Source organism: Anaerobacillus sp. 63XJN7_5_ISO-PGPR-S23-430, assembly GCF_056173695.1.
In genome coordinates this window covers 932,391-955,632 of sequence record NZ_CM149686.1, presented here as the reverse complement: position 1 = coordinate 955,632, position 23,242 = coordinate 932,391, and the positions used below count along the sequence as shown (strand labels likewise).

Below are 23,242 nucleotides of genomic sequence, written 5' to 3'. Positions count from 1 at the left end.
AGGAATGAAACGTGTCACACCTAAGCACTGCCGAGCAAGATCCTAAACAAAAACAGTCCTTCATTCAACGTCTATTAGACCGTGGAATTTATAAATTAAAAGATAAACAGCTCTATGAGTGCACAATGGAAGAACTAGAGTATTTAATGAGGAAAGTTGATCTACCTTAATTTCTCCAGAGGATTCTCTCCCCTGGAGTTTTTTTATGCCTCTTTTTATTTTGTTAACCACTCTCTCGCTAGCATTCCGTACACAATGTGATCATAGAATTGTCCATTAACGAGCTCCGCCTCCCGTACCACCGCTTCTTTCGTAAAACCTAGTCGTTCTGGAACCGCCTGGCTTTTCTTATTTCCTGAGGCCGCACGAATCTCAATCCGATTGAGCCCGATTTCATTAAATCCTAGATTAATAATCCCACGGCACGCCTCCGTTACGATGCCTTTCTTCTGAAACTTTTCGCTTAGCCAGTATCCAATTGTCGCGTACTGATGAGTTCGATTCACTTCATTAAACCCAATCGTTCCAGCAAGCTCACCTTTATAAAACATGCCGAGCGTTTTCGGATATCCTCCTGTTTCACTAACGCCTTTTAGCGTACTTTGAATAAACTCTCGTGAAGCCTCAATATCTGTATTGTAATCAACCCACGCTAACCATTCTTTCAAGTAATCTCTTGATTCATCGATTAAATGATAAAGTGCTTCTGCATCTTCTAGCGAATACATTCTTAGGTAAAGATCGTCATTAATTTGATATGTAAACATGTGTCTATTCTCCTCTTTTATCACCTATGTATTGAGTTATAACGTGAGCAAAGTGATCGGCTTCCTCATCATGGGGAGTATGGCCGCTGTTTGCAAAATGATAGATTTCCCCATTTTCGACGTACTTCTTGAAAGCGTCGATCTGTTCTTCAGATGTCACAGGATCGTGCTCTCCTGTTAATAAGAGAGTTGGCATCGTAAGCTTTGATAGATGTGGAATGAGTGAATGAAAGATTTCTCCTTCTTCTCTTAACAGGTTATAGTGAACTTCTGATTTATCATAAAGCTCATCCCATTTCGCCTCACTATAATAGCTATAGTCTGTAGGCTCGTTCGAATTGTAAATGTATATTTCCATTCGATTCTCTTCAAGGTAATCACTGTATGTTCCATAAAGCTCTGCAAGTTCTCGATTCTTAATATCAGAATCCTTGGCGATTTCTAAGCTCTCTTTTGCTTTCTGATGCTCCCCATATTTGTCTAAGAGCGCACTCGTTTTTTTCAACAAGCTTCTCGATGTTAACGTAAAATCAAACGTCGGACATTCAAGCAGTAAATGATCAATTGATTCAGGATAAAGACTGGCATAGAGGACACCAAGATAGCCACCAAACGAATGACCGAGCACTGACCACGATTCTAATTCAAATTGCTTCCTAATCGCTTCGCAGTCTTCGATTAAATCCATCAAGCCAAATTCTTCATCATTAATCACCGCTTCTGAACGGCAAACGCCACGCTGATCAATCGCAATCACTCTGAAATTCTCTTTCAGTCGATCCGTCTGATGGTAAGAGAAATCAAAGCAGCTCTCTCCTGGTCCTCCGTGTAGATAAAGAAGAGGCGGGTTATTTTTTGAACCATGCACTTCTACATATAATGCTTTGTCTCGTATTGTCATCAGTGTTCCATTATGCACTTTGTTTCACCTCTAACTCTTTATTCTTCTTTTAATTAAGAGTATTTGCCCGCGATGACTAATTTCATCTTCCATCACGTGAAACCATTTGAAATAATGGTTAGCCTTTTCATCCCAACCAAACGGTGTGACTTTTTCAAGCCATTTGTCGTCCTTCTTTCGCAGATGATCCAGCGTATGAGCACGCACAAGACTGAGCTCACTCCAATAATCATCCAGATCGCGCCCTCGAATGACTGATCTTGCCTTTTCTCCAAGCTCAATCCCTGTCCCAAACTCCTCCCATTCCTCGTCATTTAACTCTCGCTCTTGAAATGTCATAATTTGAAACGCCTTTTCAACCGAAGCCATGTGCTGTAGCAGCATGCCGATTGAATTGCTCTTTTCATCAAGGTGAAAATCGAGCTGTTCGGTAGTTAATCCTTTTATCGTCTCTTCCGTCGTATATCTAGCGTAATTCATCATCGAAACCAATCTACTAACCTCAGGCGTGAACCCTTCTAATCGATCTATCATACAAAGATCATTATGCTGCATCGTTCGACCCCCCCCCCTTTCGATTGAATCTAGCTTATCCTTATTACTTTCCATGAGAGTGCCGAGAATTCCTTTTAAGATTCCTTACTTTTCCAGAAAAAAACCTCGATTCTGTGTGAGAATCGAGGCTTTAGTATGTTTGGCCAATAAAAGTTGATTTTGGACAATATATTCGCGTTTTGGACAATAAAATCTCAGTTTAGCCAATATATCAGGAATTTGGCCAATAAACCGCGATCAGCCAGCCAAAGTCCATCCAACATCACTGCATTTCAGCGAAAACGTCTTTTACTTTGCCTGTAATATCGTGACTTGAGGCACCTTCGACCATCATCGCGACAAGTAAGTCGTTCTTGTCCGTATTATACGCGACAAACAGTCCATTTTCTGGGCCTTCTTCTTCGCCTGCCGCTTTTAACTCAGCCGTTCCTGTCTTACCAGCGAGCGAAATGCCTTTAACCACTGGATCATAAGCGGTACCCTCAGGATCAGAAACCACCTTCGCAAGATCATCGCTCACAATCGAGGCGATTTGAGGAGAAATCACTTCATACTCCTCCGCTGACTCGTCTTCTCCCGTTCGAAGCGTCGGTTTCAGCATCACGCCATCATTCGCAAACGTCGTATAGGTCATCGCTAACTGATAAGGAGAAATCTGTAGCTCCCCCTGTCCATAGGCAGAGTCAGCTAAAAGAATGTCATTATCATCGAGCCCACCGTTCGAGATCGAAGAGTTTTCAGTTGGAAAAGGAAACTCAACTTCCTGACCAACCTGGAACGACTCCAATCCTTTCTGGAACTTATCTGCGCCAAGATCCAGCGCTTTACGTGCAAAATAAATATTGTCCGAATGCATAAGCGCTTCTGCAAGGTTTACTTCCGGATCTGCAGGCTTCACGCGCGTCACTTTATATCCACCCCAGCTTGAGTCTGGCTGCCACTTCAAACCATCAATTTTCTCAACTGCATTCGGATCTAATTCCCCATCTCGTAGTGCGATCGAGGCAGTAAGCGGCTTAATCGTCGAGCCTGGTGAATACGTTTTGTTAAACTTCGCTGAAAAAGGAAGATCCTTATTATCAGTTAACTTCGCATACTCGCCTTCGTCAAACCCAAGTGTAAAATCATTTGGATTATAGGCAGGGGAGCTTGTTAATGCAAGCGTCTCACCTGTTGTTGGATGGAGCGCTACCGCAGTTCCCGGATCTTTTCCAAGCTCTTCAAACAACTTCTGTTGGACAGTGCCATCGATCGTAACTTGAATGTTCTCGCCATCAACCTTTTCCTTACTGGCAATCACTTTCTCAGGATCTGCTCCCTTTACTTCAATCGACCAGCCCGTTACACCATGAAGCTCGTCTTCATACACTTGCTCGAGGCCAGCCTTTCCAATGCTTTCATAGCTGGAATACCCTTTTCCTGCATACTTCTCTAGATCTTCCTTTTGCATCTGTCGAATGTAACCTGTTAAGTGGGCGGCGCTTTCACCAAAAGGATAGATTCTTTCAATCGTATTGTTTATCTGAACGCCAGTAATCTCATTTGCTTCCGCAAGTAACTCTTCCTCTGATTCCATCACGCTTTTTAGCGGAACGAACTGTGTTGGATCAGACTGTACCCAGCCCTGATTAAGCTCTTTCTCAATATCCGCTACGCTCACCTTCAACGCATCACTAAGCTCATTCACAATCTTTTCTTGATCGGATTCAATGGCCTGCGGCACAACGCCAATTTGCTTAACCGTACCATTGATCGCTAAGCCCTCTCCATTCCGATCGGTCAATTCACCACGAACCGGAACTGAAGAACGAATGGCGACCTCATCGCCTTCCTTCAATTCTTTAAAAATAAACGAAGGATTCCAGTTCACACCGTAAGAATCAGCGTCGTCTCCTTCAGTCAGGACTAGCGTTGCTTCGTTATCAAACGAAACTTCGCCAGCTAGTGTCTGCATCGACACTGAAAAAGGAAACGTCACTTCTCCTTCATCATTTGGCTCAGGCTCTTCTTCCGGTTTCTTAAAAGTAACTTTCAAATCCTCGACTTCTACATCGCCATAAATAGATTTGTAGCGATCAACAAAGTCTTCTTCTGATATTTCCTTTTGCATAGCAGGTGATAACTTCTTATACATGCTGCTAAATTCTTGTTTATTCCAGTCCTTAACATATGTATCGAACGCATCAACCGCTGATGGTTGATCCGAACAACCCGCAAGCAGCAATAAAAAAAGCCCCATTGCGATGAGTGATTTTAGTTTCACACTCAGCCTCCCCTTCTTTTTTTATTCATTTTCTATTATTTTCCTACTATTATAGAAGACTTTTAAACAAGAAGGAAGGGAAAAGGATTAACCTTTAAACGAGTAGGTTCGACTGCCTATCACATTTGTTTTCACTCGAAACACTCCGCCTGCATACGGAAACTGCTTTAGCTCTTCTTCACTCGTATTTGTTCTAGCGGTAGTAATGTAGAGCTCATTCCGCTCTTTTCCACCAAATACACATGATGTTACATTCAGTGCAGGGACGCTTACTTCTAGCAGTCGCTCACCGGTATCAGGATTCCATCTCGTTACCTTGGACCCACCCCAGTGGGCAATCCATAGATTCCCTTCTTCATCGCTCGTCATCCCATCCGGCATGCCTTCTCCGTCTGGAATGGTGATCACCTCAACGGGATTACGAATATCACCTGTAGAAAAATCATAATCATAGCGGACAACTTTTTTCGTTGGGGTATCAATAAAGTACATGTAGCGCGTATCAGGTGACCATGCCAAACCATTTGATGTACTCACATGATCAACTTTCTTCGTCACCTCAAGGTTTTCATCAAGGCAATAAAGCGCTCCTTCTCCTTTTAACCCTTCTAAGTGCATCGTACCTGCCCAAAACCTGCCTGCAGGATCACACTTGCCATCATTAAATCGGTTATCTGGTAAATGACTTTCTGGATCGGTGATTGCTTCAACGCTCTCCGTAGAAAGGTTCATCGCATAAAAGCCACCGGCCATCGCCATCACAAGTCCGCCTGATTCTCGCGGAGCAATTGTGCCAACCATTTGCTCCTGTTGCGTCTCAATATTGCCTGCGGTCATTGGATTGTAGGCGTGAACCTTCTTCCCTTCAATATCCACCCAATAGAGAAGCTGGCTTTGATCATCCCAGCAAGGACCTTCTCCAAGTATCGCGCGTGCATCAATCACTAGTTTTGCTTCCATATTATGTACCTCCTAATTAGTGAATCATCTATTCTCTCTACTCTACCCCTTAATAAGAAAAGGGTCCACCTTCTATGAAGAAGAAGGGAACCCATCAACCTTTTAAATTAAAAACGGATTCGTTAAATCTGCCCACTGATATTTCTGTCCCCAGCTTTCTTTTGCGAGAGTTGTCACCCGATCAATCAATTCATCTGGAACGACCGCTAAATCGCCCATCTCGTTTGGGTTATAGTGATAGGCATAAACACGTGAAAGGAATTGATCAAATGGAAGGCTCGCTTCCCCTTCCTCTTCGCCGTGATTCCGAACCGTTGACTTAATTCCCTGCCCCCAATCTTGACCGCTATCATTGTTCGGATTATAGAAATAAACTCTCATTTGTCCGGATGAATCCGCAGCAATACGTTGAATCGAAATGGCATGCAACCCGAGTAAGTCCGCATTAGCCGTCGTAACGAAAATTCCGACCGGGTTTGGATAAATGAGCTGATGTCCTGCGTTGTAGTCTGGATGATGCGTCGCGTAAAAAAGCCGAGCAAACTGCTCATAATCTGACACGCCACCAGTAACCGGATTGATAACAGAAGAAAACTCTTTGGATATCCACTGACCGTAAAATTCTGGATTCACAAATTTATGACCATCTTCCCCACGAAGGGCACTGCGCTTCATCATTTCATCGTAAACGCGATCAAGATGCGGAACGAGTATAAGTGAAACGGCATCAAGTTCTTTGTGAAGATCCGGAGCTAGACCTCCTAAGATGAGAGAAGAATTGATTTCAGCCCCTTCAAACGAAATATCAACCTCACCATCACGACACGCTCTTGCGACAAGTTCTAGAAGGAATCCAGGGTCATGCTGTGACCAAAGGCTGATTCCTCGCGCAGATTGACATGTAGGATTCATCCCCTGACCAATGCCAAGCGGTTGCCCTAGCACACTCAGTAGACCTGAAAGTAAAATCCCTACAGGCGTCACATCATCAGGATGATTCCGTGAAGCCATTAAATCCTTTTCTACTTCTGCTAGCATATCGATTTCAATGATCCTTTCAAGCCCTGGGATTACCGGAGGAGAAGATAAAACCCCACGCTCAAGCATGCGCGCAAGTCCATAGAGGGACTGAGCTGTGACAGGATAGATGGATAGTAAAATGAGCTCTTTTACCAAAGAAAAATGCTCATTTAAATTAGCTTCACCTTTTTCAGTTAATCCAAGCGTGAGGACGAGTAGATGAGAAGCGTCCTCCTCAGCAAGGGTACGAGCAAGCTGTGCGTGAATGGGAGAAACGAGACCTGTATCACGCATGACATCAGCGAACCGTTCCGCTTCTAACTCTTTCTCCATTTCAGATAACGCATTGAATTGATCGCGATAGTCCATAAAGTCCGGATAGGATTGACTCAGTTCCGTCGGAGCATGCACGCTATCGAGATAGCGCTGAATGCTCGCGCGTCCTTCTGTGCTTAAGTCCTCTGAAGACAAGAGATTTTCAGCGTAACCGATCATTTCTTTAATTCGCTTTACCATGATCGGGCGCTGTGCGGTTAGTCGATCAATTTCATCCACAAACGTAGCCGACAGCGATCCGAGCGACATCTTTTCAGCTAAAAATTGAAAAAGGTTCATGCCCCTCTTTTGTTCTTGACCTTGATTGATTCTTGCTTCCTCCGTCTCAGCTGGGAAAATCATTTGGAGATTTAGCGCCATGACTTTGTTTAGAAAAGTGCGAGCCTGTTCGCTCGAAACATCTGGATGAGTATATTCCTCTTTCGCAATCGCAAGCATACGAAGCTCACTTAGTACTTCAAAAATCGAATAGTTTCCGTCTATTTTAAAAGATCCCCCTACAAGAGGCGGTTGTAATTTACGAGGTTCTTCCCATGGTCCACCTTCAAAAACGCCCGCCTTATCATAGTCACTAGCGAGTTGATAAAGGGATTCGAGATTATTCTGGTCAATGAGAACGGCAGCGTCTGATAATAGTTCTTCTAACACAACTGGATTCTGACGGTTTTCCTTGAATGACTGAAGAGTACTGACAAACTTTTGCTGTTCTGAATTTGAAAATGATGATTCCATTTCCATACATCCCCCATTATTTACAAGATAGCTATTTGTACCCCAATCCAAGAAAAGGAAACCCCTTCTATGGACCTATTTATTTTCGATTATCGAGCATTTCGCGGAATAAAATAAAATATCGCGGATATATTCCAGAATTCGCGGAAATAACGAGATTCACCTCTCAACAAGAAGTCTCCAATACGAAAAAGCGGTCATCTTTATCGCAGATGACCGCTCTCAACATGTAACCTTTACTCTTCCCCACCCGTTTTCCACGAAGAATCAAGCTTATACACTTCTAAAGAATCAAGTGTCACTTTGCCATTCATCGCATAGATCTCAAAACCATCACTTTCCTCAGATGGGAAGATCCGATTTGTCATAACACGCTTTCCATCGTTCACAAACAATTCAACGGAAGAGCGATCAACAAAAAGATGGAGCTTCACTTTGCCATCTTCCGTTGGTTCAAGCGGAGCTCGATACACACCAGGAAACTGTTCATGAAATCCTGTATCGCCACTATTTTGCCGATCAACAAACGCGAGATTATTCTTGGAGTCATAACCTACCATCGTTTCCTCTTCATCTCCCTTTCGAACGCGGAAGCCGAATTCACCTGACGTGTCTAAATCAAATTCAGCGATCACCTCATACGTATCTGCTTTAAAATCATCAAGCGGCATTCGACCTTCCACTTCTTTATCCGATAAATCCACTAACTTCTTAGAACGATTTGACTCAATCTCACCCGCAGGCTCTTGGATAAGACGCGTTTCTCCGTTCACTTCTTTCAAAGAAACCTGACGTGGTAAAGACATCGCCCCTTTCCACGGATCCGTTGGCAAATCAGTCGCATACTTCCAATTGCTCATCCACGCCATCCAAATCGGATTACCTTCATGATTGCTGAAGGCTTGAGCCGCATAGAAATCAGTTCCATAATCGACCCAGTTAATGTCTTCTTTTGCGCCTTCTCTCGTGAACGTCTCTCCATCAAAATCACCGATAAAATACTGTCCACCGGATCCGCCGGCGATGCTGCCTGGATTCATATCCACCTGTAGCACCCATTTTTCATTCTCCGAATCCTCATCGACAGGTAGTTTAAATAACTCTGGTGTTTCCCAAACGCCACCCTGCGCTCCCTGATCGACACCAAATTCACTAAGCTGCTGCCAATCGATCAAATTATCCGAACCGTAAAAGATAACTTTATCTCCAGCAGCGAGAAGCATGATCCACTTTTCAGACTCCTCGTGCCAGATCACTTTTGGATCTCGAAAATCTTTGATTCCTGGATTCGGAAGTATTGGGTTACCACCGTACTTTTTCCATGTTTCGCCACCATCTTCACTATAAGCAAGCGCCTGGGTTTGTTCTTCACCAGCGATTGTATAGAACGCTACGAGACCCCCTTTTCCTTCTTTAAAAAGACCGCTCGTATTGTTCTCGTCATAGACCGCACCACCCGAGAAAATCATTCCCTGATCATCCGCCTCTAGCGCCATTGGCTTCTCTTCCCAGTTATAAAGGTCCTCACTAACCGCATGGCCCCAGCCCATGTTGCCAAATTCATTTCCAGAAGGATTATGTTGATAAAATAAATGGTATTGTCCTTCAAAAAAGACCATTCCATTTGGATCATTCATCCAGTTTTGCATCGGCGTATAGTGAAATTGGGGTCGATACGATTGATTGTAGTCTTCTAGGATCCCCGCTTCTTTTACTTCGTCTTGCCTGGAAGATTCATTGTTTTCATTCCAGCTCATTATGAGTATAATTATGCCGATTACTAAGATAGCTCCGACAGCTAGCAACCATTTTCTCATCGTATCAAGCTCTCCTGTCCATCGAGTTTACGAATAGGATATCTCTGAATAAAAAAGTAACTGCCGAAGTGTGTCCCCCGACAGTTACCATAAAAGATTATTTAAATACGCCAGCATCCATTTCTTTCACAATCTTCGTTTCATCATTATGAATGGAAAGTTTAAGAGATGGTGCTAGTGTGCCACCAAAGTGGTCAAATTGGTACTGCTCTGATTGCGCTCCAAGTTCATCGATCGTTAAGCCATTTAGGTCATAGAAGTTCGCAAAGCTAACCACTGTGCCATTCGGCATTACCATCCATGAGTACGTTTGATATGGTTCATTCTCTGGATTCGCTACAACAAGACCACTACCGTTAAGAGGTTCATAGTCTGCTGTTAGAGAGTTTGATACGAAGCCATAGAGACCATCTGGACCATTCGTTCCAGGAGCGAATTTGTTCTTGTGCGTATCAGTGAAAAGGTAATATTTATTCCCTTTTGTCACGATATGCGGACGCTCAAGTTCCTGATTCAGGCTGTTCGCTTCCATCAACGGAGGCATGATTTCAAACTCAGTGTAGTCATCGTTCTCTGCTTTTGCGATACCAATGCTACCGTTAAAGAGCTTTGATACTTCTGGTACTTCGTCTACAGTAGCGAAGTCTTCAGAACCAATGTGTTCTTGTTCAACCGAGCGCTCTGCAGGCGTGCCTCCGGAATTTCCTTCAAACAAAATATAATCTTCGCCTGTTTTAGGATCTTCGAAGAACCATGGATCACGGAATGCATAAGCGATGTCGCCCTGCTTACTTTGTTCCATTGTCTGGTAGTATTCGCCATCTGGCTCAAGAATCACTTCATGATCAGACCAGTTTGTAAATTCGACTCCTTTTTTCGATGCATCCACATCAGCAGAAGCTTTTACAAGACGCTGTTCATAAGTCAATTGCTCTTCGCCTTTACGACCAGTTGCCGTATAGAAGAAATTGATTTCGCCGTCTTCAATCATGGCAGAACCTGCCCATTGACGTGAACCTAGTGCCTGTTCTTCATTGAAAACAGTTCCACCAAGCTCCCAGTCCTTACCATTCTTTGAAACGAAATAGCGGATTTCAGCGATATCATGACGCTTACCAGGCAATACATCACTTGGTGCTGTCAGTGAGAAGATCACTTTATATCCGTTCACAGTTGCGATGGAGCCATCCTTTTTTCGAAGAGGCCACGTATCCCAGATATGATAATCTGGCGCAATCTGCTCAAGATCTTTTGTATTAATTTCAGGTGCTGTATTATCCTTGTTTTGCACAATCTTTGCTGCATCTTCTCTTGTCCAGTTCGACGTTTCGCTCTCAGCCGCAAAGCCTGTTGCCGGAGCAAAGCTTGAAAACAGGGTAGCGAATCCGAGTACGGAAGTCGCTACTGTTTTTGAAAACTTATTCATGTTTGTAAGTCTCCTTTAGTCTGGTTTCCCAGTTTTAGTGTGATGGCATGATTTGCCCTGGCTTAAGTGCGCCGTTTACTTTTGTTTCGTTACCATGGATCGAAAGTTTAAGCGTTGGTGCAAATGTACCGCCATATTGAAGCTCACCATTTTCATCACGATACTCATTTACAAAGCTAATAACTGTACCGTTCGGCATAACTGCATGAGAGTATGTCATGAAAGGATCATCTTCAGGGTTTGCTACAACAAGACCGTTGCCGTTAAGCGGCTCGTAGTCTCCTCGAAGAGAATCATTCGTAAAGCCATAAAGACCATCAGGACCAGTTAATCCAGGAGCAAACGTAAATTTATGTGTGATTGTGAAGAGGTAGTAGTCTCCGCCTTTAACAAGAAGATGAGGACGTTCAAGCTGCTGGTTAACACCGTTTGCTTCAAGTAGTGGTGGAAGCAATTCAAAGTCTGTTAGATCTTCATTCTGTGCTTCAGCAATCCCAACGTTCCCGTTGTAATCTTCAGCGCCAGCTGGTACATCGTGAGAAGAACGGAAATCAGCATCGCCAATGTTTTCTGGATCAAGTGACTTGTCATCTCCAGCTGTATTACCTTCAAAGATTAAGTATTCTTTTCCTGTCTTAGGGTCCTGGAAGAACCATGGGTCACGGAATGAATAAATGATATTACCTGTTTTTTGTTCTTGCGTTTCGTAATACTCGCCGTCTGCTTCAGCAAGAATTTCGTGTTCGCCAAAGTTGCTTAGTTCAACAGATTTTGATTTCTTATCTGCTTCGATATCAAACGTTGTTTTCGCAAGACGCTGTTCAAATGTTGTTTGTTCTTCGCCTTTACGTCCAGTTGCTGTATAGAAAAGGTGTACCTTTCCATCGTCATCCATCATAGCTGATCCTGCCCATTGGCGAGCACCTAGTGCATCTTCTGAATCATAAGCAAGTCCGCCCATCTTCCAATCTTTCCCGTTCTTCGAGTAGAAGTAGCGAATTTGAGCTTCGTCATGTCGGCCACCCCATGTATATTCTCTAGATGCTGTAAGTGCAAAAACAACCTGGTAACCGTTTATCTGAGCAATTGATCCATCACGGTTACGTAGCGGCCATGTATCCCAAACCCAATAGTCTGGAGCGACTTCATCTACATTGTCAATGTTAGGTGCAGTGTTATCTTTTGATAAGTCATAATCCTGCGCATCTTGACGTGACCATACAGCTGTTTCAGCTTCATTTTCAGCTGCATTCGTTGTTAATGGTGTACCTGCAAATCCACTTACTAGCATAATTGTCGATAGTGCAATCCCCTTAAAAACAGAAGACTTTTTCACGTTCCCCATCTGCCACACTCCTCAAAATTTTAGTTGATTGTTTCGTTCGCCATAACTGTATGGAAAATATGTGAACACGTCAACAAGCTCGAAAAGTCACATTTCATACACAACTTTTGATACGTAAACCCTACTCTCACAGAAAAGAAAGCGGTTTGCAATCGTGTATTGAAAAGGTTTCCAAACCAAAAATAAATAGTTCTTTCGTATCAGGAATCGATTCCACACGGAGGTATTTAGACTCACTCAATATGACAACTGATTAATGTGAATGTAATAATTTTAATCTCAAATTCAAAGCACTGTTATCAGTTTACCTTTTTTATCCATCATTATAATACGCTTCAATGTAAAAATAAGCCACACTCGACTATAATAAGGACAACATAATAGAGGAGGAAAACCTATATGCAAAAAGCCATCGAACAACATAAAAATGCGTTTCTTAACGAACTAGAAGAATTTCTAAAAATCCAAAGTATTTCAGCCGTTCCCACCCATGAGTCAGACGTTCAAAAAGGGGCTGAGTGGGTCGCAAATTCTTTAGAAAAAGCTGGCATGGAAAACATTGAAGTCATCGAAACAGACGGCCATCCGATCGTTTACGCCGACTGGCTTTATGCGGAAGATCAACCGACAATTCTTATCTATGGCCATTATGATGTACAGCCTGCTGACCCACTCGAACTTTGGGAAACACCGCCATTTGAACCCGTTATTCGTGATAATAAGATATATGCCCGCGGTGCAACGGATGACAAAGGGCAGCTGTTTATTCATATCAAAGCGATGGAACTGCTGATGCAAGAAGATGGCAAGCTACCCGTCAATGTGAAGTTCTGCATAGAAGGTGAGGAAGAAATCGCAAGTCCACATCTTGGACCTTTTATTGAAGAAAACACTGATAAGCTCGCTGCTGACGCGGTTGTGATTTCAGATACTTCTTTTATTAAAGAAGGATTACCTGCCATTTGTACGTCTCTACGCGGCGCCCTTGCGATGGAGGTGAAGGTGAAAACAGCGAATACTGATTTGCATTCAGGAGTTTATGGTGGCGGCGTTCCAAACGCGGTTCATTCCCTTGTTCGGCTACTCGATAGTCTTCATAGCGAAGATGGATCCATTGCTGTTGAAGGATTTTACGAAGGGGTACCAGAACTAACAGAAGAATTAAGAGAAGAGATTGCTCGTATTCCATCTGATGATGAAGCGATGAAGCAAGAGCTCGGACTAACTTCCTTATTTGGTGAGAAAGGATTCTCCTTCAAGGAACGGACAGGCATTCGTCCGACGCTCGAATTGAACGGCATTTCAGGTGGCTACCAGGGTGATGGAATTAAGACGATTGTTCCATCAGAAGCAACTGGTAAAATTAGCTGTCGTCTCGTTGGGAAGCAGGATCCTCAGCATATCTACGAATTAATTGAAAAACACCTGCTCGAGCATCAACCTGCAGGTACTACGATGACCGTTAATCAATTTATTCAAGCACGCCCAGTCTCGCTTGATTCGAATGATCCTATGATTCAAAAAGCGGCCGATGCTTATGAAGAAGTATACGGCGAGCGCGCTCTCTTCCCTAAAGAAGGGGGATCAATACCAATCGTAGAAGTGTTCGCTCGCGTTCTCGAAGCACCCGTCGTCCTTATGGGCTTCGGCTTACCATCAGAAAACTTGCATGCTCCAAATGAACATTTTCACATTGATAATTTCACAAAAGGAATTGAAACGGTTTGTACCTACTTCAAATCACTGTAGTTCCTAATGAAAAAGAGAGGCGGCTCGATTGCGAGCTGCCTCTCTTCATTTAGAACGTGAGATAACCTTTTATGACTCTTTTTCCACTTGAAGGTTGCTCCAACCATTTCATACGCTGAAGCTTTTCATCCAATCTTGCGGCAATCTTCCATTCAATCCGATGCATCATTGTTCTCGCCTTATAAGCTGAGATACCAAACTCATTAGCTGCTTCATGATATGGGGAATACTTTTTCAGAAGGTTAAGGTATTGATCCGGTGTAGCCGCTGATTGTATTAACCTAACTTCCAGTTCATCGATGAACTGATAGAGGGCTTTCTCCTTCTCAGGGAGCTTCGCCACGATATCACGAACGAGCATCTTCAACAAATGTTCATTGCACTCCATATCTTCCCCTACCCTTTTACCAGCTTGACTTCTTCACCCCAGGAATCTGCCCCTTATGAGCATATTCACGAAACGCAATTCTAGACATTTTAAATTTCCTTAAATACCCCTTCGGACGACCAGTTACTTCACACCGATTATTCAAGCGTGTTGGTGATGAATCACGTGGGAGCTTTCGTAACGCTTCAAAATCTCCTTTTGCCTTCAATTCATTTCGTAGCTCAGCATACTTCATGACGAGCTCCTGCCGCTTTTGTTCTTTTACTACTTTCGATTTCTTAGCCAACCTAATTCATCCCTTCATCTATTCTAATTTATGCTATTCGTTTTGGCACCGTGCATAGAGCACTTATCCACAACCTATACCAATAGCTCGCTTTTTATAAATCGTAAACATTACGTTTTGTATTATATGCTTGTATTCGTTATAACGCAAGGAATCAAACTCCGCATTGAGTGCGTCCTAATGAATGATAAAAAAAGCCCAACTTCATTTCCAGTTGAGCCCTCCCTTTATCATCACTATCTATTAATCTTGTTTCCTTTTACTTCTTCCCATATGTAAAGCAAGCTTATTAATAAATCCAAGAATTAGACCAACTCCTGTGAATAAATAAATGATCGTGAAAATTTTCCCAAAATCGGTTTGTGGACTAAAATCCCCAAACCCTACAGTTGTTAGCGTAACAACACTAAAGTAAAGCGAATCTAACACGGACCAGCTTTCGACAGTGTGATAGAAAATTGTTCCTGAGACGAGTGTAATCGTTGTAAGAAAGAAAAGAACTTGAAATTCTTTATCCTTTATCGCTTTCCATAATGCTGACAACATCCTCTTTAAAGTAAGAAGAAATGATATCATCTTGACCTCCTTCTGTTTCGTTGATGAAACCGAGTATTCTTCCCTCACATCGTTCAACTACATACAATAGATTATTCTAGCATAACAACAAAAACCTGACGGATCGCCGCCAGGCTCTGTCCTTTTAACTCACTCGGTTAAGATCGCCTCATTTTCGGAGGGGAAAACTCATCGTGATTCTGCCATACGTAAAAGGGCTTTCTCCTTCTCTCTTGTAAGTCCAGCTTTGAATGGGTTCTCATCATTTCGAATGGGTAGCCAGTTTAAAACATCGTGAATCGTTTCTTCAAGAGGACGAAGGCTCAGTCCCTCACGAAGCGCCCGATCAATATTCGTCTCAGCTGCGCTCATTGATTCAGGAAGCCAGAGCGGTAATTCAGTCCACGGCGCTATTTCATTTTCAAGAAGAAACTCTTCGTTTACCCAACGAAAAACCGCATTACTTCCGCTCACCTTTTTACATGACGCAAGCACTTCCCCCATTGTATTCATTCTTTCTCTCCCGGTCACATTGTACGCGCCTGCGACCCTTTGTTCCGTCATTCGCAATACCCAATCAGCAAGGTCTCGCACATCTATGAATTGTACCGGACGCTCAGGGTTTCCTGGCGCTAGAACTTCACCACCCTCGTGAATTCGCTTAACCCAGTAAGTAAAGCGATCTGAATAATCATACGGCCCTACGACGAGTCCAGGTCGAATATGAAGAACCCGGCCACTCAAATTCTTTTCTGCAACAGCTTCACACTTCGCTTTTAGTGCACCATAATGCTCGTTGTAAATCGGTCCAGCTGTTCCTGCCGTGATACGTTCCGCTTCCGTATCTGAGATTTCCTGAAGAGGCGAACTTTCTGTACATGGCTTTTCTCCGAAATCTTGATAAGCTGAAACACTCGATATATATGTATAATGGTTAACCCTATCCTGTAATAGCTTCGTCGATTTATTCACTGTTCTCGGAATAAACCCTGACGTATCAATTACGGCATCCCACTTTCTTCCCGCTAGACTGGATAAATCTCCATCACGATCTCCGATAATCGTTTCAACCTCTGAAAATTGCTGCTTATTAGTCCCTCTATTAAATAGCGTAACCGTATGTCCATTCTCTAAAGCTCTCTCTGTTACATATTTTCCAATAAAACGTGTTCCACCAAGGATTAATAGCTCCATTCTCATTCCCTCCTTATTTTGTTATAACACTAATCAAAAATACCTCCCCTCGCTCTTTAGTCGTTAAGAAAACACTTCGCCTTAACATTCCAATCTCCTGTAAGGAAATTTATTTGATCAGATAGGGAATGCTGTGGAATATGTCTAATTATTAGTGTACAGGAGTGTGATGAAATGACGGAGAAAGATTGGTTAACACATGCAATCCAGCTAGCATCTATAAGCGTAACTGAACATAACGGCGGGCCATTTGGTGCAATCGTCGTCAAAGATGGCGTTGTTATAGGCGAAGGATTCAATCAAGTGACAACGGATCATGATCCTACTGCCCATGCAGAAGTTGTCGCAATACGAAACGCCTGTCAAAAACTCGGGACGCATCAGCTTGAAGGCTGTGTTGTTTACGCAAGCTGCGAGCCCTGCCCGATGTGCCTTGGAGCAATCTACTGGTCTCGCCCAGACCGTGTATATTTTGCTGCATCGAGAAATGAAGCTGCTGACGCTGGTTTTGATGATGCCGTGATTTATAACGAAATTGAGAAAAAACCTGAACAAAGAACCATTCCGTTTCACCATATTGAAATGGATGAGAAGAACGAACCTTTTCAAAGCTGGGAAAAGCATAAGAATCGAATAGACTACTAAAAAGAAGGATGTGCACTATGCGCATCCTCCTTTTTAGTAATTTATTATCCTCTCTTCACAAACCGCTGAACATACCTTGATATCGTAAACAGACCAATTGTACAACCAAAGAAAATAAATACGTTAATAAAGATGTCGATCAGTCGATCATCAGGCAGATAAGAAAACAACAAAATAGCCGGAAGAAACAATACTACTTCCCATATGGCAATGCCCTTTAATAACCCACGTACATCCAACTGATGATTCATATATCCTTTCACTTCCTTATAGAAATGGTCGTTCAATAATTCTTCCACTTCTTCCTATCGAACACCTCCTCTTTTCGCAGTTAGGTGGAGAAAATTCCAAATTCAAATGACGTTTTACTTGAAAATCATATTTATACCATTCCGTTCATAGCATAGTGTTGTATCAAAATTCGCGAAGGAGGGGATTGAGATGTCTGAGAGAAATTCAACGAAAGAAGATAATATTGTGAAGAAGACATCAAAAACCGCAAGTGATCTTGTGAATAAATCCGCTGACACAGCGAACGATATTGTCAAGTCAGTTAGCGGAGAAGGCGGTCTTGTAGGGAAAGCCGCTGACGCTTCAACAGACTTTGTTAAAAATGTGAGTAAAACAGGGAACAAAGTCGTTGGTAAGTCAGTTGATACGGCCTCTAATGTATTTAAAGGTGCTACTAAAAAGGTTTTCGGTAAGAAAAAAGACAAAGATAAAGAGTAAAAAATATAAACGAAAAGGACTACGAAACTCGGAGTCCTTTTCGTTTATATTATCTATCTCCTAGGGATCTTAATCATTAGCTAAGTTTCTCGACTACTTCTTTCGCAACACTAGTAGTTGATTGCGGATTTTGACCAGTAATTAAATTACCGTCTATTTGCATGTGATCTGACCAGTTATCTTCTGTAACAAAGTCAGCACCAAGTTCGCGAAGACGAGTTTCCAGTAAGAAAGGCATGAATTGATCAAGCGTTGTTTCTCTTTCTTCATCGTCTGTAAACGCCGTAATCGTTTTACCTGAAACAAGTGGCTTACCATCTGAAAGAGTTACGCCAACGAGTCCAGCGGGACCATGGCAGACAGAAGCAACAATTTTGTTTGATTCATAGAACTCACGAATCAAGTGCTGAAGCTTATCGTTTTCCGGAAGGTCAAACATTGTTCCGTGCCCACCAGGCATAAAGATCGCATCAAAAGTAGACGCGCCAACGATTTTCTCGAGCTTCACTGTATCTTCAAGGTATTTGGCAGTATCGAGAATTTCTTGAGGCGTTTCTCCACCTTCAAGACTGCGATCATCAACAGGCGCTTTTCCGCCTAGCGGACTAGCTACTGTGATTTGATAGCCAAGCTTTTCAAATTCGATATACGCTTCCCCAAACTCTGATAACCAGAGACCTGTCTTATGTCCTTCTTTCATTGTATCTGCGGTTGTAACAACCATTAATATACGTTTGCTCACGACTGTTCCTCCTACTGTAATTTAACACTTTACAGTTAAGATCATATGCTGTTCTTTAAGGGAAATCAAACAAAATGACTTCACCAATTAAAAATTACATAAAACTCCTCTTTTGTAGGAAGGTTAATCAACAAAAAGGCAAGGTGAGCAAATTGAAAAAAGTAGCGATTATTGCGATCATCAGCTTCATTTTCTTCAACTTCAATCTTATTGAAGCGAATGCAGAAGCTCTTCCAGAAGACTACGGTGCAAAAGGAGCACTACAAGACTCTTCCATTACATTGAAGGAAGCCTTAACGTATGCGATTCAGGATGAGTATCTGGCACAGGCAAGATATGATGCTATCATCAAAGAATTCGGTGACATAAGACCTTTCTCTCAAATTAAAATGGCTGAGCAAAGGCACATTACAGCTCTTCTCCCCTTATTTACAAGGTATAACATAACCGCGCCCGAAAATAATGCTAGCCAGTATACAACCACCCCCAAAACGTTAAAAAAAGCGTTCGAATCTGGCGTTCAAGGAGAAGTTGACAACATAGCCATGTATGAGAAATTAGCGGATCTACCCGACCTGCCGCAGGATGTCAAAACCGTTATGACAAGGCTTGGTGATGCCTCAAAAAATCATCTTGCTGCGTTTAAAAAAGGCTTAAGTCAGTATGAATGAATAAACGATCCCTACTGGTAGGGATCGCTTTGTTCAGCAATCATTCAATTGTTCCTTCACTAGCAAACTAATGTAATACGAAATGCGGAAATTGGATGAAGATTGACTTAAATTTTTTAGACGCTAAATAGATAGGTTTGAATACTAAAGAACTTTCTACATCATTCTCCTATGCTTTTCTCTCCATAGCTCGTAGCCATCCCGTAAGCGCAACCGCTCCGACAACCATAATGCCGCCAATCCACGGAGTGTGAATCAGACCAATGGAATCAACGATGATGCCACCTACAAATGAGCCAATCGCTATACCAACGTTAAACGCAGCGATATTAAGCGCGGATGCCACGTTAACGGCAGATGGTACATATTTTTCAGCAAGATTCACTACAAGTACTTGCAAACCAGGAACATTCATAAAGGCAAACAAACCCATGAAGAAAATCGAAATTATTCCAGCCACTTTAAATGGAAGGGCAAATGTCATGATAAAGAGAATGATTGCTTGCATCAAGAACATCCAAAACAGTGCTTTTAATGGGTTCTTATCCGACGCTTTCCCACCAATGACATTTCCAATCGCTACGGCAACACCATAAACTAGTAAAATCACACTAACAAATTTCGCGCTAAGTCCTGTTACATCTTCAAGTAGCGGAGCTAAATACGTAAAGGCAACGAACGTACCACCGTAACCTAGTGCTGTAATCGCAAAAGCTAAGAGTAATTTTCCATTCGTTAAGATCTTCACCTGTTCACTAAATTTCGCTGGCGGTGCTTCTTTTAAATCCTTCGGTACGAGAATCGCACTTGCGATAATCCCAATCACACCAAGAAGAGCGACACCAAGGAACGTTGCTCTCCACCCAAACGCTTGGCCAATGAATGTACCAAGCGGAACACCGGTTACGGTTGCAACGGTTAATCCTGTAAACATAAAGGCAATCGCACTTGCCCGCTTATTTTCTGGAACGAGATCTGCTGCAATCGTTGAACCGATTGAGAAGAAAATCCCGTGTGAAAATGCTGTAATAAACCGGGCAACGAGTAGTAAACCGAAGGATGTGGATATTCCCGCTACAAGGTTACCAATGATAAAAACGACCATTAATGACATGAGGAGTGTTTTCCGATTCATTTTACCAGTTAAAGCCGTTAAAACCGGAGCACCAATTGCTACTCCAATGGCGTAACCTGAAATCAATAAGCCAGCAAGTGTAATCGAAATCGATAAGTCATCTGCAATAGAAGAAAGAAGGCCAACAGGAACAAATTCGGTTGTTCCAATTCCAAATGCACTAATCGCGAGCGCTAAAAGGGCTAGAGTACCACTAGATTTTTCTTTCGAGTGTGACATTGTATGTGTTTGAGAACTCATAAAGCGAATTCCTCCTTGAAATTTTTTAAGTGCCGAGTAGAAAGACGTCTTCTCTCTCAGCTGTACAACTGATTATGCAACCTTCCAAGTCTTTATGTAAGTACGCACTTTGGTGTAATATAGGTACCTGCAAGTGCCTAATGAGTCATAACAAGCTCTCTACACAAAAAAGCTCCTGATAAACGGATCCGTTTATCAGGAGCTTCAAATGTATTAACTATTTTTCTTCCGTCTGAAACGCTGCGATGTGTTCAATCGGAACCCCAGCTTCAATGTAACTTCTCACAAGCTTCCAATTCCCTTGTACCCCTTTTCGAAAAGTATCAAAAAAGACACTCCCAGTTTCACTTTGTTTGCCATCTACCTCAATAGAAGCAAAAATAATCGCAAGCATTTCATTTCGTCGAATTGGAGTGACAGCGAGCTTCTTTAGTACCCACTTCGTTCTGTCTTTTTGAAAAGCCGAAAAAGCTTGATCCCAGCCTTGAATCGACTCCTCATACCCAAAATCATATAGCTCAGATTGGCTTGAGATTTCTCTCGCCTGATACGTATCGCTTATTTTATACTTTATTTCATCTAACGAAGAGTTCCGCCAGCTTGATAGGAAATCATCTAAAAATCCTTCAAATCCACTCATATCGCTCATTCCCCTTTCGCTATTCATTTCGATCTATTTTCATCGAATCCTTTCTCACTATTTTCGTACCCTTCACGCAATAGGAACAACCGTAAGAATATGTTATATTACATAAGAAGTGATATTGAAAGGACTAATTGACATAATGAGTAACCATAAAGAATTACAAGAAGAAATAAAGAAGAGACGGACCTTTGCGATCATCTCTCACCCCGATGCTGGTAAAACGACTTTGACTGAAAAACTATTGTTCCTAGGCGGTCAGATCCGTTCAACAGGAACAGTTAAATCAAGAAAATCATCCAAGTACGCGACGTCTGACTGGATGGAAATCGAGAAACAGCGTGGTATATCTGTTACATCGAGTGTGATGAACTTTAACTACAAGGGACACACGATTAATATTCTGGATACACCAGGACACGAAGACTTCAGTGAAGATACGTATCGTACGCTTCTAGCCGTTGACAGCGTTGTAATGATTATCGATGCTGCAAAAGGTGTTGAGTCTCAAACAAAGAAACTTTTTAAAGTTGTTAGTGAGCATGGTATTCCAATTTTCACGTTCATAAACAAAATGGATCGTCAGGGCCGTGAGCCTTTAGAGCTACTTGAAGAAATTGAAGAAGTTCTTGGCATCGAATCTTACCCTATGAACTGGCCAATCGGTATTGGTCAATCGTTCCAGGGCGTTTACGATCGTCATCAGAAAGCCGTTGAATTCTACGATACAGAAGGCGACAATAAACAGGCGATCCAAATCTCAGATTTAGATGATCCCGTCCTTAAAGAAAAAGCTGGCGAAGATCTTGTTAATCAACTTCAAGAAGACGTCATGCTACTTGATGAAGCAGGTGCAACTTATAGTGAAGAAGCAATGCAATCAGGGAAGCAGACACCAGTTTTCTTCGGAAGTGCGATTTCAAGCTTCGGTGTTCCAACATTCTTAAATCACTTTCTTGATCTTGCTCCTTCCCCAGCTCCTCGCGAGAGCTCTGAAGGCGAAGTAAAGCCCGATGAAGAAACATTCTCAGGCTTTATCTTTAAAATCCAGGCGAACATGAACCCTGCTCACCGTGACCGCGTTGCGTTTTTACGAATTGTATCGGGTACTTTTGAAAAAGGAATGGAAGCATGGCTTGAGCGCACAGGTAAAAGTTTGAAGCTCTCTCAAGGCCAACTTTTCTTTGCCTCCTCCCGAGGTAATGTTGAAAAAGCGTACCCTGGAGATATTGTCGGTCTATATGATTCAGGAACATATCAAATTGGCGACACGCTCGTAGGCTCTAAAAACGTTTATTCGTTCGGAGCTTTACCAACATTCCCACCTGAGCATTTCGCGAAAGTACGGGCACAAAAAGCGATGAAGCAAAAGCACTTCTACAAAGGTGTGCAACAGCTTTCTGAAGAAGGTGCCATTCAAGTTTATCGGACCGCACACTGGGACGAAATTGTTATTGGCGTTGTCGGACGTCTCCAATTTGAGATTTTTGAATACCGCATGAAAGGTGAGTACAATGTTGATATTCAATTCGATACAATGCCTCACCAGCATGCACGTTGGATTGAAACAGATAATCCGGAAGACAAGGTAGATAGCATTCGTAATATGCTTGTCTATGATCAGCTAAAGCGCCCGGTTCTTCTGTTCCAAAACGACTTTGCTCTAAGATGGTTCCAGGATAAAAATCCCGATATTCCATTAAGAGAATCAAGATAAACCGTAATATCCAAAAAGGAGCGTGCATCTGCACGCTCCTTTTAGTTTGCAATCGTTTCTTCTGAACGAGTGCGATGAATCTTTCCCCACTTCTCCATTTCGTGAAGCAGTGGTTCAAGCTCATACCCATATGATGTCAAAGAGTACTCTACCTTGGGAGGGACATCTTTTGATTCTTTACGATTAAGTAGCCCATCCATTTCAAGCTCTTTCAAATGTTTAATAAGCGTTTGATGAGGTATGCGCGGAATCACCTTTTTGATCTCACTAAATCTAAGAGGCTTCTCCACTAATTCTAGCAGCAAAACGGCTTTCCACTTCCCACAGACAACATCAAGTGTCGTTTTCATATCTTCTACAGACCTGTTCAAATTTAAGCTGCACCTCCAGGTATATAGTAATATACTTCTTCACAAAACAGTGCAT

The 23,242-nt window shown here is 42.5% G+C and carries 24 protein-coding genes; 6 read left to right on the top strand and 18 right to left on the bottom strand.

Annotated features, from left to right (window positions below; genetic code table 11):
• Positions 1-11: 11 nt before the first annotated feature.
• Entirely contained in the window at positions 12-170 is a 159-nt protein-coding gene (locus tag AC0VYJ_RS05155; protein WP_404682866.1) for a Fur-regulated basic protein FbpA, read from the top strand.
• Positions 171-215: 45 nt separating this feature from the next.
• On the opposite strand, the gene AC0VYJ_RS05150 is transcribed toward AC0VYJ_RS05155, so the two are convergent.
• The 9 genes from AC0VYJ_RS05150 to AC0VYJ_RS05110 form a co-directional block, all read right to left on the bottom strand.
• Entirely contained in the window at positions 216-767 is a 552-nt protein-coding gene (locus AC0VYJ_RS05150; protein ID WP_475366718.1) for a GNAT family N-acetyltransferase, read from the bottom strand.
• A 4-nt stretch (positions 768-771) separates the two neighbouring features.
• Positions 772-1,668 (bottom strand): alpha/beta fold hydrolase, encoded by an 897-nt coding sequence (locus tag AC0VYJ_RS05145; protein WP_475367458.1) that lies wholly within the window; start codon positions 1,666-1,668, stop codon positions 772-774.
• 30 nt (positions 1,669-1,698) lie between these two features.
• Positions 1,699-2,223 carry a DinB family protein gene (locus AC0VYJ_RS05140; RefSeq protein WP_475366716.1) on the bottom strand — a complete coding sequence of 175 codons (525 nt, stop codon included), beginning with the start codon at positions 2,221-2,223 and terminating at the stop codon, positions 1,699-1,701.
• A 262-nt stretch (positions 2,224-2,485) separates the two neighbouring features.
• On the bottom strand, positions 2,486-4,486 hold the full coding sequence (locus AC0VYJ_RS05135) for a penicillin-binding transpeptidase domain-containing protein (protein WP_475366715.1): 2,001 nt from the start codon (positions 4,484-4,486) through the stop codon (positions 2,486-2,488).
• Between the two features lie 87 nt (positions 4,487-4,573).
• Entirely contained in the window at positions 4,574-5,446 is an 873-nt protein-coding gene (locus tag AC0VYJ_RS05130; RefSeq protein WP_303530210.1) for an SMP-30/gluconolactonase/LRE family protein, read from the bottom strand.
• 102 nt (positions 5,447-5,548) lie between these two features.
• Positions 5,549-7,534 carry a ferritin family protein gene (locus AC0VYJ_RS05125; RefSeq protein ID WP_475366714.1) on the bottom strand — a complete coding sequence of 662 codons (1,986 nt, stop codon included), beginning with the start codon at positions 7,532-7,534 and terminating at the stop codon, positions 5,549-5,551.
• A 236-nt stretch (positions 7,535-7,770) separates the two neighbouring features.
• Positions 7,771-9,351: a glycoside hydrolase family 32 protein gene (locus tag AC0VYJ_RS05120; RefSeq protein WP_475366713.1), complete on the bottom strand. Its 1,581-nt coding sequence runs from the start codon at positions 9,349-9,351 to the stop codon at positions 7,771-7,773.
• Between the two features lie 97 nt (positions 9,352-9,448).
• Positions 9,449-10,777 carry a glycoside hydrolase family 68 protein gene (locus AC0VYJ_RS05115; RefSeq protein ID WP_475366712.1) on the bottom strand — a complete coding sequence of 443 codons (1,329 nt, stop codon included), beginning with the start codon at positions 10,775-10,777 and terminating at the stop codon, positions 9,449-9,451.
• Positions 10,778-10,811: 34 nt separating this feature from the next.
• Entirely contained in the window at positions 10,812-12,122 is a 1,311-nt protein-coding gene (locus AC0VYJ_RS05110; protein ID WP_430243647.1) for a glycoside hydrolase family 68 protein, read from the bottom strand.
• 399 nt (positions 12,123-12,521) lie between these two features.
• On the opposite strand from AC0VYJ_RS05110, the gene AC0VYJ_RS05105 reads away from it, so the two are divergent.
• Positions 12,522-13,871 (top strand): dipeptidase, encoded by a 1,350-nt coding sequence (locus tag AC0VYJ_RS05105; protein WP_475366711.1) that lies wholly within the window; start codon positions 12,522-12,524, stop codon positions 13,869-13,871.
• 49 nt (positions 13,872-13,920) lie between these two features.
• Here the strand turns inward: AC0VYJ_RS05105 and AC0VYJ_RS05100 are convergent, their stop codons facing one another.
• The 4 genes from AC0VYJ_RS05100 to AC0VYJ_RS05085 form a co-directional block, all read right to left on the bottom strand.
• Positions 13,921-14,259 (bottom strand): hypothetical protein, encoded by a 339-nt coding sequence (locus AC0VYJ_RS05100; protein ID WP_430243650.1) that lies wholly within the window; start codon positions 14,257-14,259, stop codon positions 13,921-13,923.
• A gap of 16 nt (positions 14,260-14,275) precedes the next feature.
• Positions 14,276-14,545, bottom strand: a complete 270-nt coding sequence (rpsN, locus tag AC0VYJ_RS05095; RefSeq protein ID WP_404682878.1) for a 30S ribosomal protein S14 — start codon at positions 14,543-14,545, stop codon at positions 14,276-14,278.
• Positions 14,546-14,788: 243 nt separating this feature from the next.
• Positions 14,789-15,121 (bottom strand): potassium channel family protein, encoded by a 333-nt coding sequence (locus AC0VYJ_RS05090; protein ID WP_194220467.1) that lies wholly within the window; start codon positions 15,119-15,121, stop codon positions 14,789-14,791.
• 168 nt (positions 15,122-15,289) lie between these two features.
• Positions 15,290-16,294, bottom strand: coding sequence for an SDR family oxidoreductase (locus tag AC0VYJ_RS05085; RefSeq protein ID WP_475366710.1), 1,005 nt, complete (start codon positions 16,292-16,294; stop codon positions 15,290-15,292).
• A gap of 174 nt (positions 16,295-16,468) precedes the next feature.
• Between AC0VYJ_RS05085 and AC0VYJ_RS05080 the strand changes: the two genes are divergently transcribed.
• Positions 16,469-16,939, top strand: a complete 471-nt coding sequence (locus tag AC0VYJ_RS05080; RefSeq protein WP_475366709.1) for a nucleoside deaminase — start codon at positions 16,469-16,471, stop codon at positions 16,937-16,939.
• A 44-nt stretch (positions 16,940-16,983) separates the two neighbouring features.
• Here the strand turns inward: AC0VYJ_RS05080 and AC0VYJ_RS05075 are convergent, their stop codons facing one another.
• On the bottom strand, positions 16,984-17,238 hold the full coding sequence (locus tag AC0VYJ_RS05075; RefSeq protein WP_475366708.1) for a DUF6007 family protein: 255 nt from the start codon (positions 17,236-17,238) through the stop codon (positions 16,984-16,986).
• A 142-nt stretch (positions 17,239-17,380) separates the two neighbouring features.
• Here AC0VYJ_RS05075 and AC0VYJ_RS05070 point away from each other — a divergent pair, with 142 nt between their 5' ends.
• A complete protein-coding gene (locus AC0VYJ_RS05070; protein WP_194220463.1) occupies positions 17,381-17,668 on the top strand; it encodes a hypothetical protein in 288 nt (95 codons plus the stop codon).
• A gap of 76 nt (positions 17,669-17,744) precedes the next feature.
• On the opposite strand, the gene AC0VYJ_RS05065 is transcribed toward AC0VYJ_RS05070, so the two are convergent.
• Positions 17,745-18,410 carry a type 1 glutamine amidotransferase domain-containing protein gene (locus AC0VYJ_RS05065; protein WP_475366707.1) on the bottom strand — a complete coding sequence of 222 codons (666 nt, stop codon included), beginning with the start codon at positions 18,408-18,410 and terminating at the stop codon, positions 17,745-17,747.
• A 152-nt stretch (positions 18,411-18,562) separates the two neighbouring features.
• Here AC0VYJ_RS05065 and AC0VYJ_RS05060 point away from each other — a divergent pair, with 152 nt between their 5' ends.
• On the top strand, positions 18,563-19,081 hold the full coding sequence (locus AC0VYJ_RS05060; protein ID WP_475366706.1) for a DUF2202 domain-containing protein: 519 nt from the start codon (positions 18,563-18,565) through the stop codon (positions 19,079-19,081).
• 169 nt (positions 19,082-19,250) lie between these two features.
• Here AC0VYJ_RS05060 and AC0VYJ_RS05055 read toward each other — a convergent pair whose 3' ends face one another.
• Both AC0VYJ_RS05055 and AC0VYJ_RS05050 read right to left on the bottom strand, forming a co-directional pair.
• Complete coding sequence (locus AC0VYJ_RS05055) at positions 19,251-20,456, bottom strand: MFS transporter (protein ID WP_475366705.1); 1,206 nt, start codon at positions 20,454-20,456, stop codon at positions 19,251-19,253.
• Positions 20,457-20,673: 217 nt separating this feature from the next.
• Positions 20,674-21,096 (bottom strand): flavoprotein, encoded by a 423-nt coding sequence (locus AC0VYJ_RS05050; protein ID WP_430243667.1) that lies wholly within the window; start codon positions 21,094-21,096, stop codon positions 20,674-20,676.
• 145 nt (positions 21,097-21,241) lie between these two features.
• Here AC0VYJ_RS05050 and AC0VYJ_RS05045 point away from each other — a divergent pair, with 145 nt between their 5' ends.
• Positions 21,242-22,816 carry a peptide chain release factor 3 gene (locus AC0VYJ_RS05045; protein ID WP_475366704.1) on the top strand — a complete coding sequence of 525 codons (1,575 nt, stop codon included), beginning with the start codon at positions 21,242-21,244 and terminating at the stop codon, positions 22,814-22,816.
• Between the two features lie 41 nt (positions 22,817-22,857).
• Here AC0VYJ_RS05045 and AC0VYJ_RS05040 read toward each other — a convergent pair whose 3' ends face one another.
• Positions 22,858-23,187: a winged helix-turn-helix transcriptional regulator gene (locus AC0VYJ_RS05040; protein WP_475366703.1), complete on the bottom strand. Its 330-nt coding sequence runs from the start codon at positions 23,185-23,187 to the stop codon at positions 22,858-22,860.
• Positions 23,188-23,242: the final 55 nt, after the last annotated feature.

Coding starts and splice junctions, on each gene's coding strand:
- AC0VYJ_RS05080 (WP_475366709.1), top strand. CDS start 16,469: ATGACGGAGAAAGATTGGTTAACACATGCAATCCAGCTAGCATCTATA.
- AC0VYJ_RS05090 (WP_194220467.1), bottom strand. CDS start 15,121: ATGATATCATTTCTTCTTACTTTAAAGAGGATGTTGTCAGCATTATGG.
- AC0VYJ_RS05070 (WP_194220463.1), top strand. CDS start 17,381: ATGTCTGAGAGAAATTCAACGAAAGAAGATAATATTGTGAAGAAGACA.
- AC0VYJ_RS05150 (WP_475366718.1), bottom strand. CDS start 767: ATGTTTACATATCAAATTAATGACGATCTTTACCTAAGAATGTATTCG.
- AC0VYJ_RS05140 (WP_475366716.1), bottom strand. CDS start 2,223: ATGCAGCATAATGATCTTTGTATGATAGATCGATTAGAAGGGTTCACG.
- AC0VYJ_RS05050 (WP_430243667.1), bottom strand. CDS start 21,096: ATGAGTGGATTTGAAGGATTTTTAGATGATTTCCTATCAAGCTGGCGG.
- AC0VYJ_RS05120 (WP_475366713.1), bottom strand. CDS start 9,351: ATGAGAAAATGGTTGCTAGCTGTCGGAGCTATCTTAGTAATCGGCATA.
- AC0VYJ_RS05045 (WP_475366704.1), top strand. CDS start 21,242: ATGAGTAACCATAAAGAATTACAAGAAGAAATAAAGAAGAGACGGACC.
- AC0VYJ_RS05115 (WP_475366712.1), bottom strand. CDS start 10,777: ATGAATAAGTTTTCAAAAACAGTAGCGACTTCCGTACTCGGATTCGCT.
- AC0VYJ_RS05130 (WP_303530210.1), bottom strand. CDS start 5,446: ATGGAAGCAAAACTAGTGATTGATGCACGCGCGATACTTGGAGAAGGT.
- AC0VYJ_RS05100 (WP_430243650.1), bottom strand. CDS start 14,259: ATGGAGTGCAATGAACATTTGTTGAAGATGCTCGTTCGTGATATCGTG.
- AC0VYJ_RS05085 (WP_475366710.1), bottom strand. CDS start 16,294: ATGGAGCTATTAATCCTTGGTGGAACACGTTTTATTGGAAAATATGTA.
- AC0VYJ_RS05055 (WP_475366705.1), bottom strand. CDS start 20,456: ATGAGTTCTCAAACACATACAATGTCACACTCGAAAGAAAAATCTAGT.
- AC0VYJ_RS05105 (WP_475366711.1), top strand. CDS start 12,522: ATGCAAAAAGCCATCGAACAACATAAAAATGCGTTTCTTAACGAACTA.
- AC0VYJ_RS05145 (WP_475367458.1), bottom strand. CDS start 1,668: ATGACAATACGAGACAAAGCATTATATGTAGAAGTGCATGGTTCAAAA.
- AC0VYJ_RS05110 (WP_430243647.1), bottom strand. CDS start 12,122: ATGGGGAACGTGAAAAAGTCTTCTGTTTTTAAGGGGATTGCACTATCG.
- AC0VYJ_RS05125 (WP_475366714.1), bottom strand. CDS start 7,534: ATGGAATCATCATTTTCAAATTCAGAACAGCAAAAGTTTGTCAGTACT.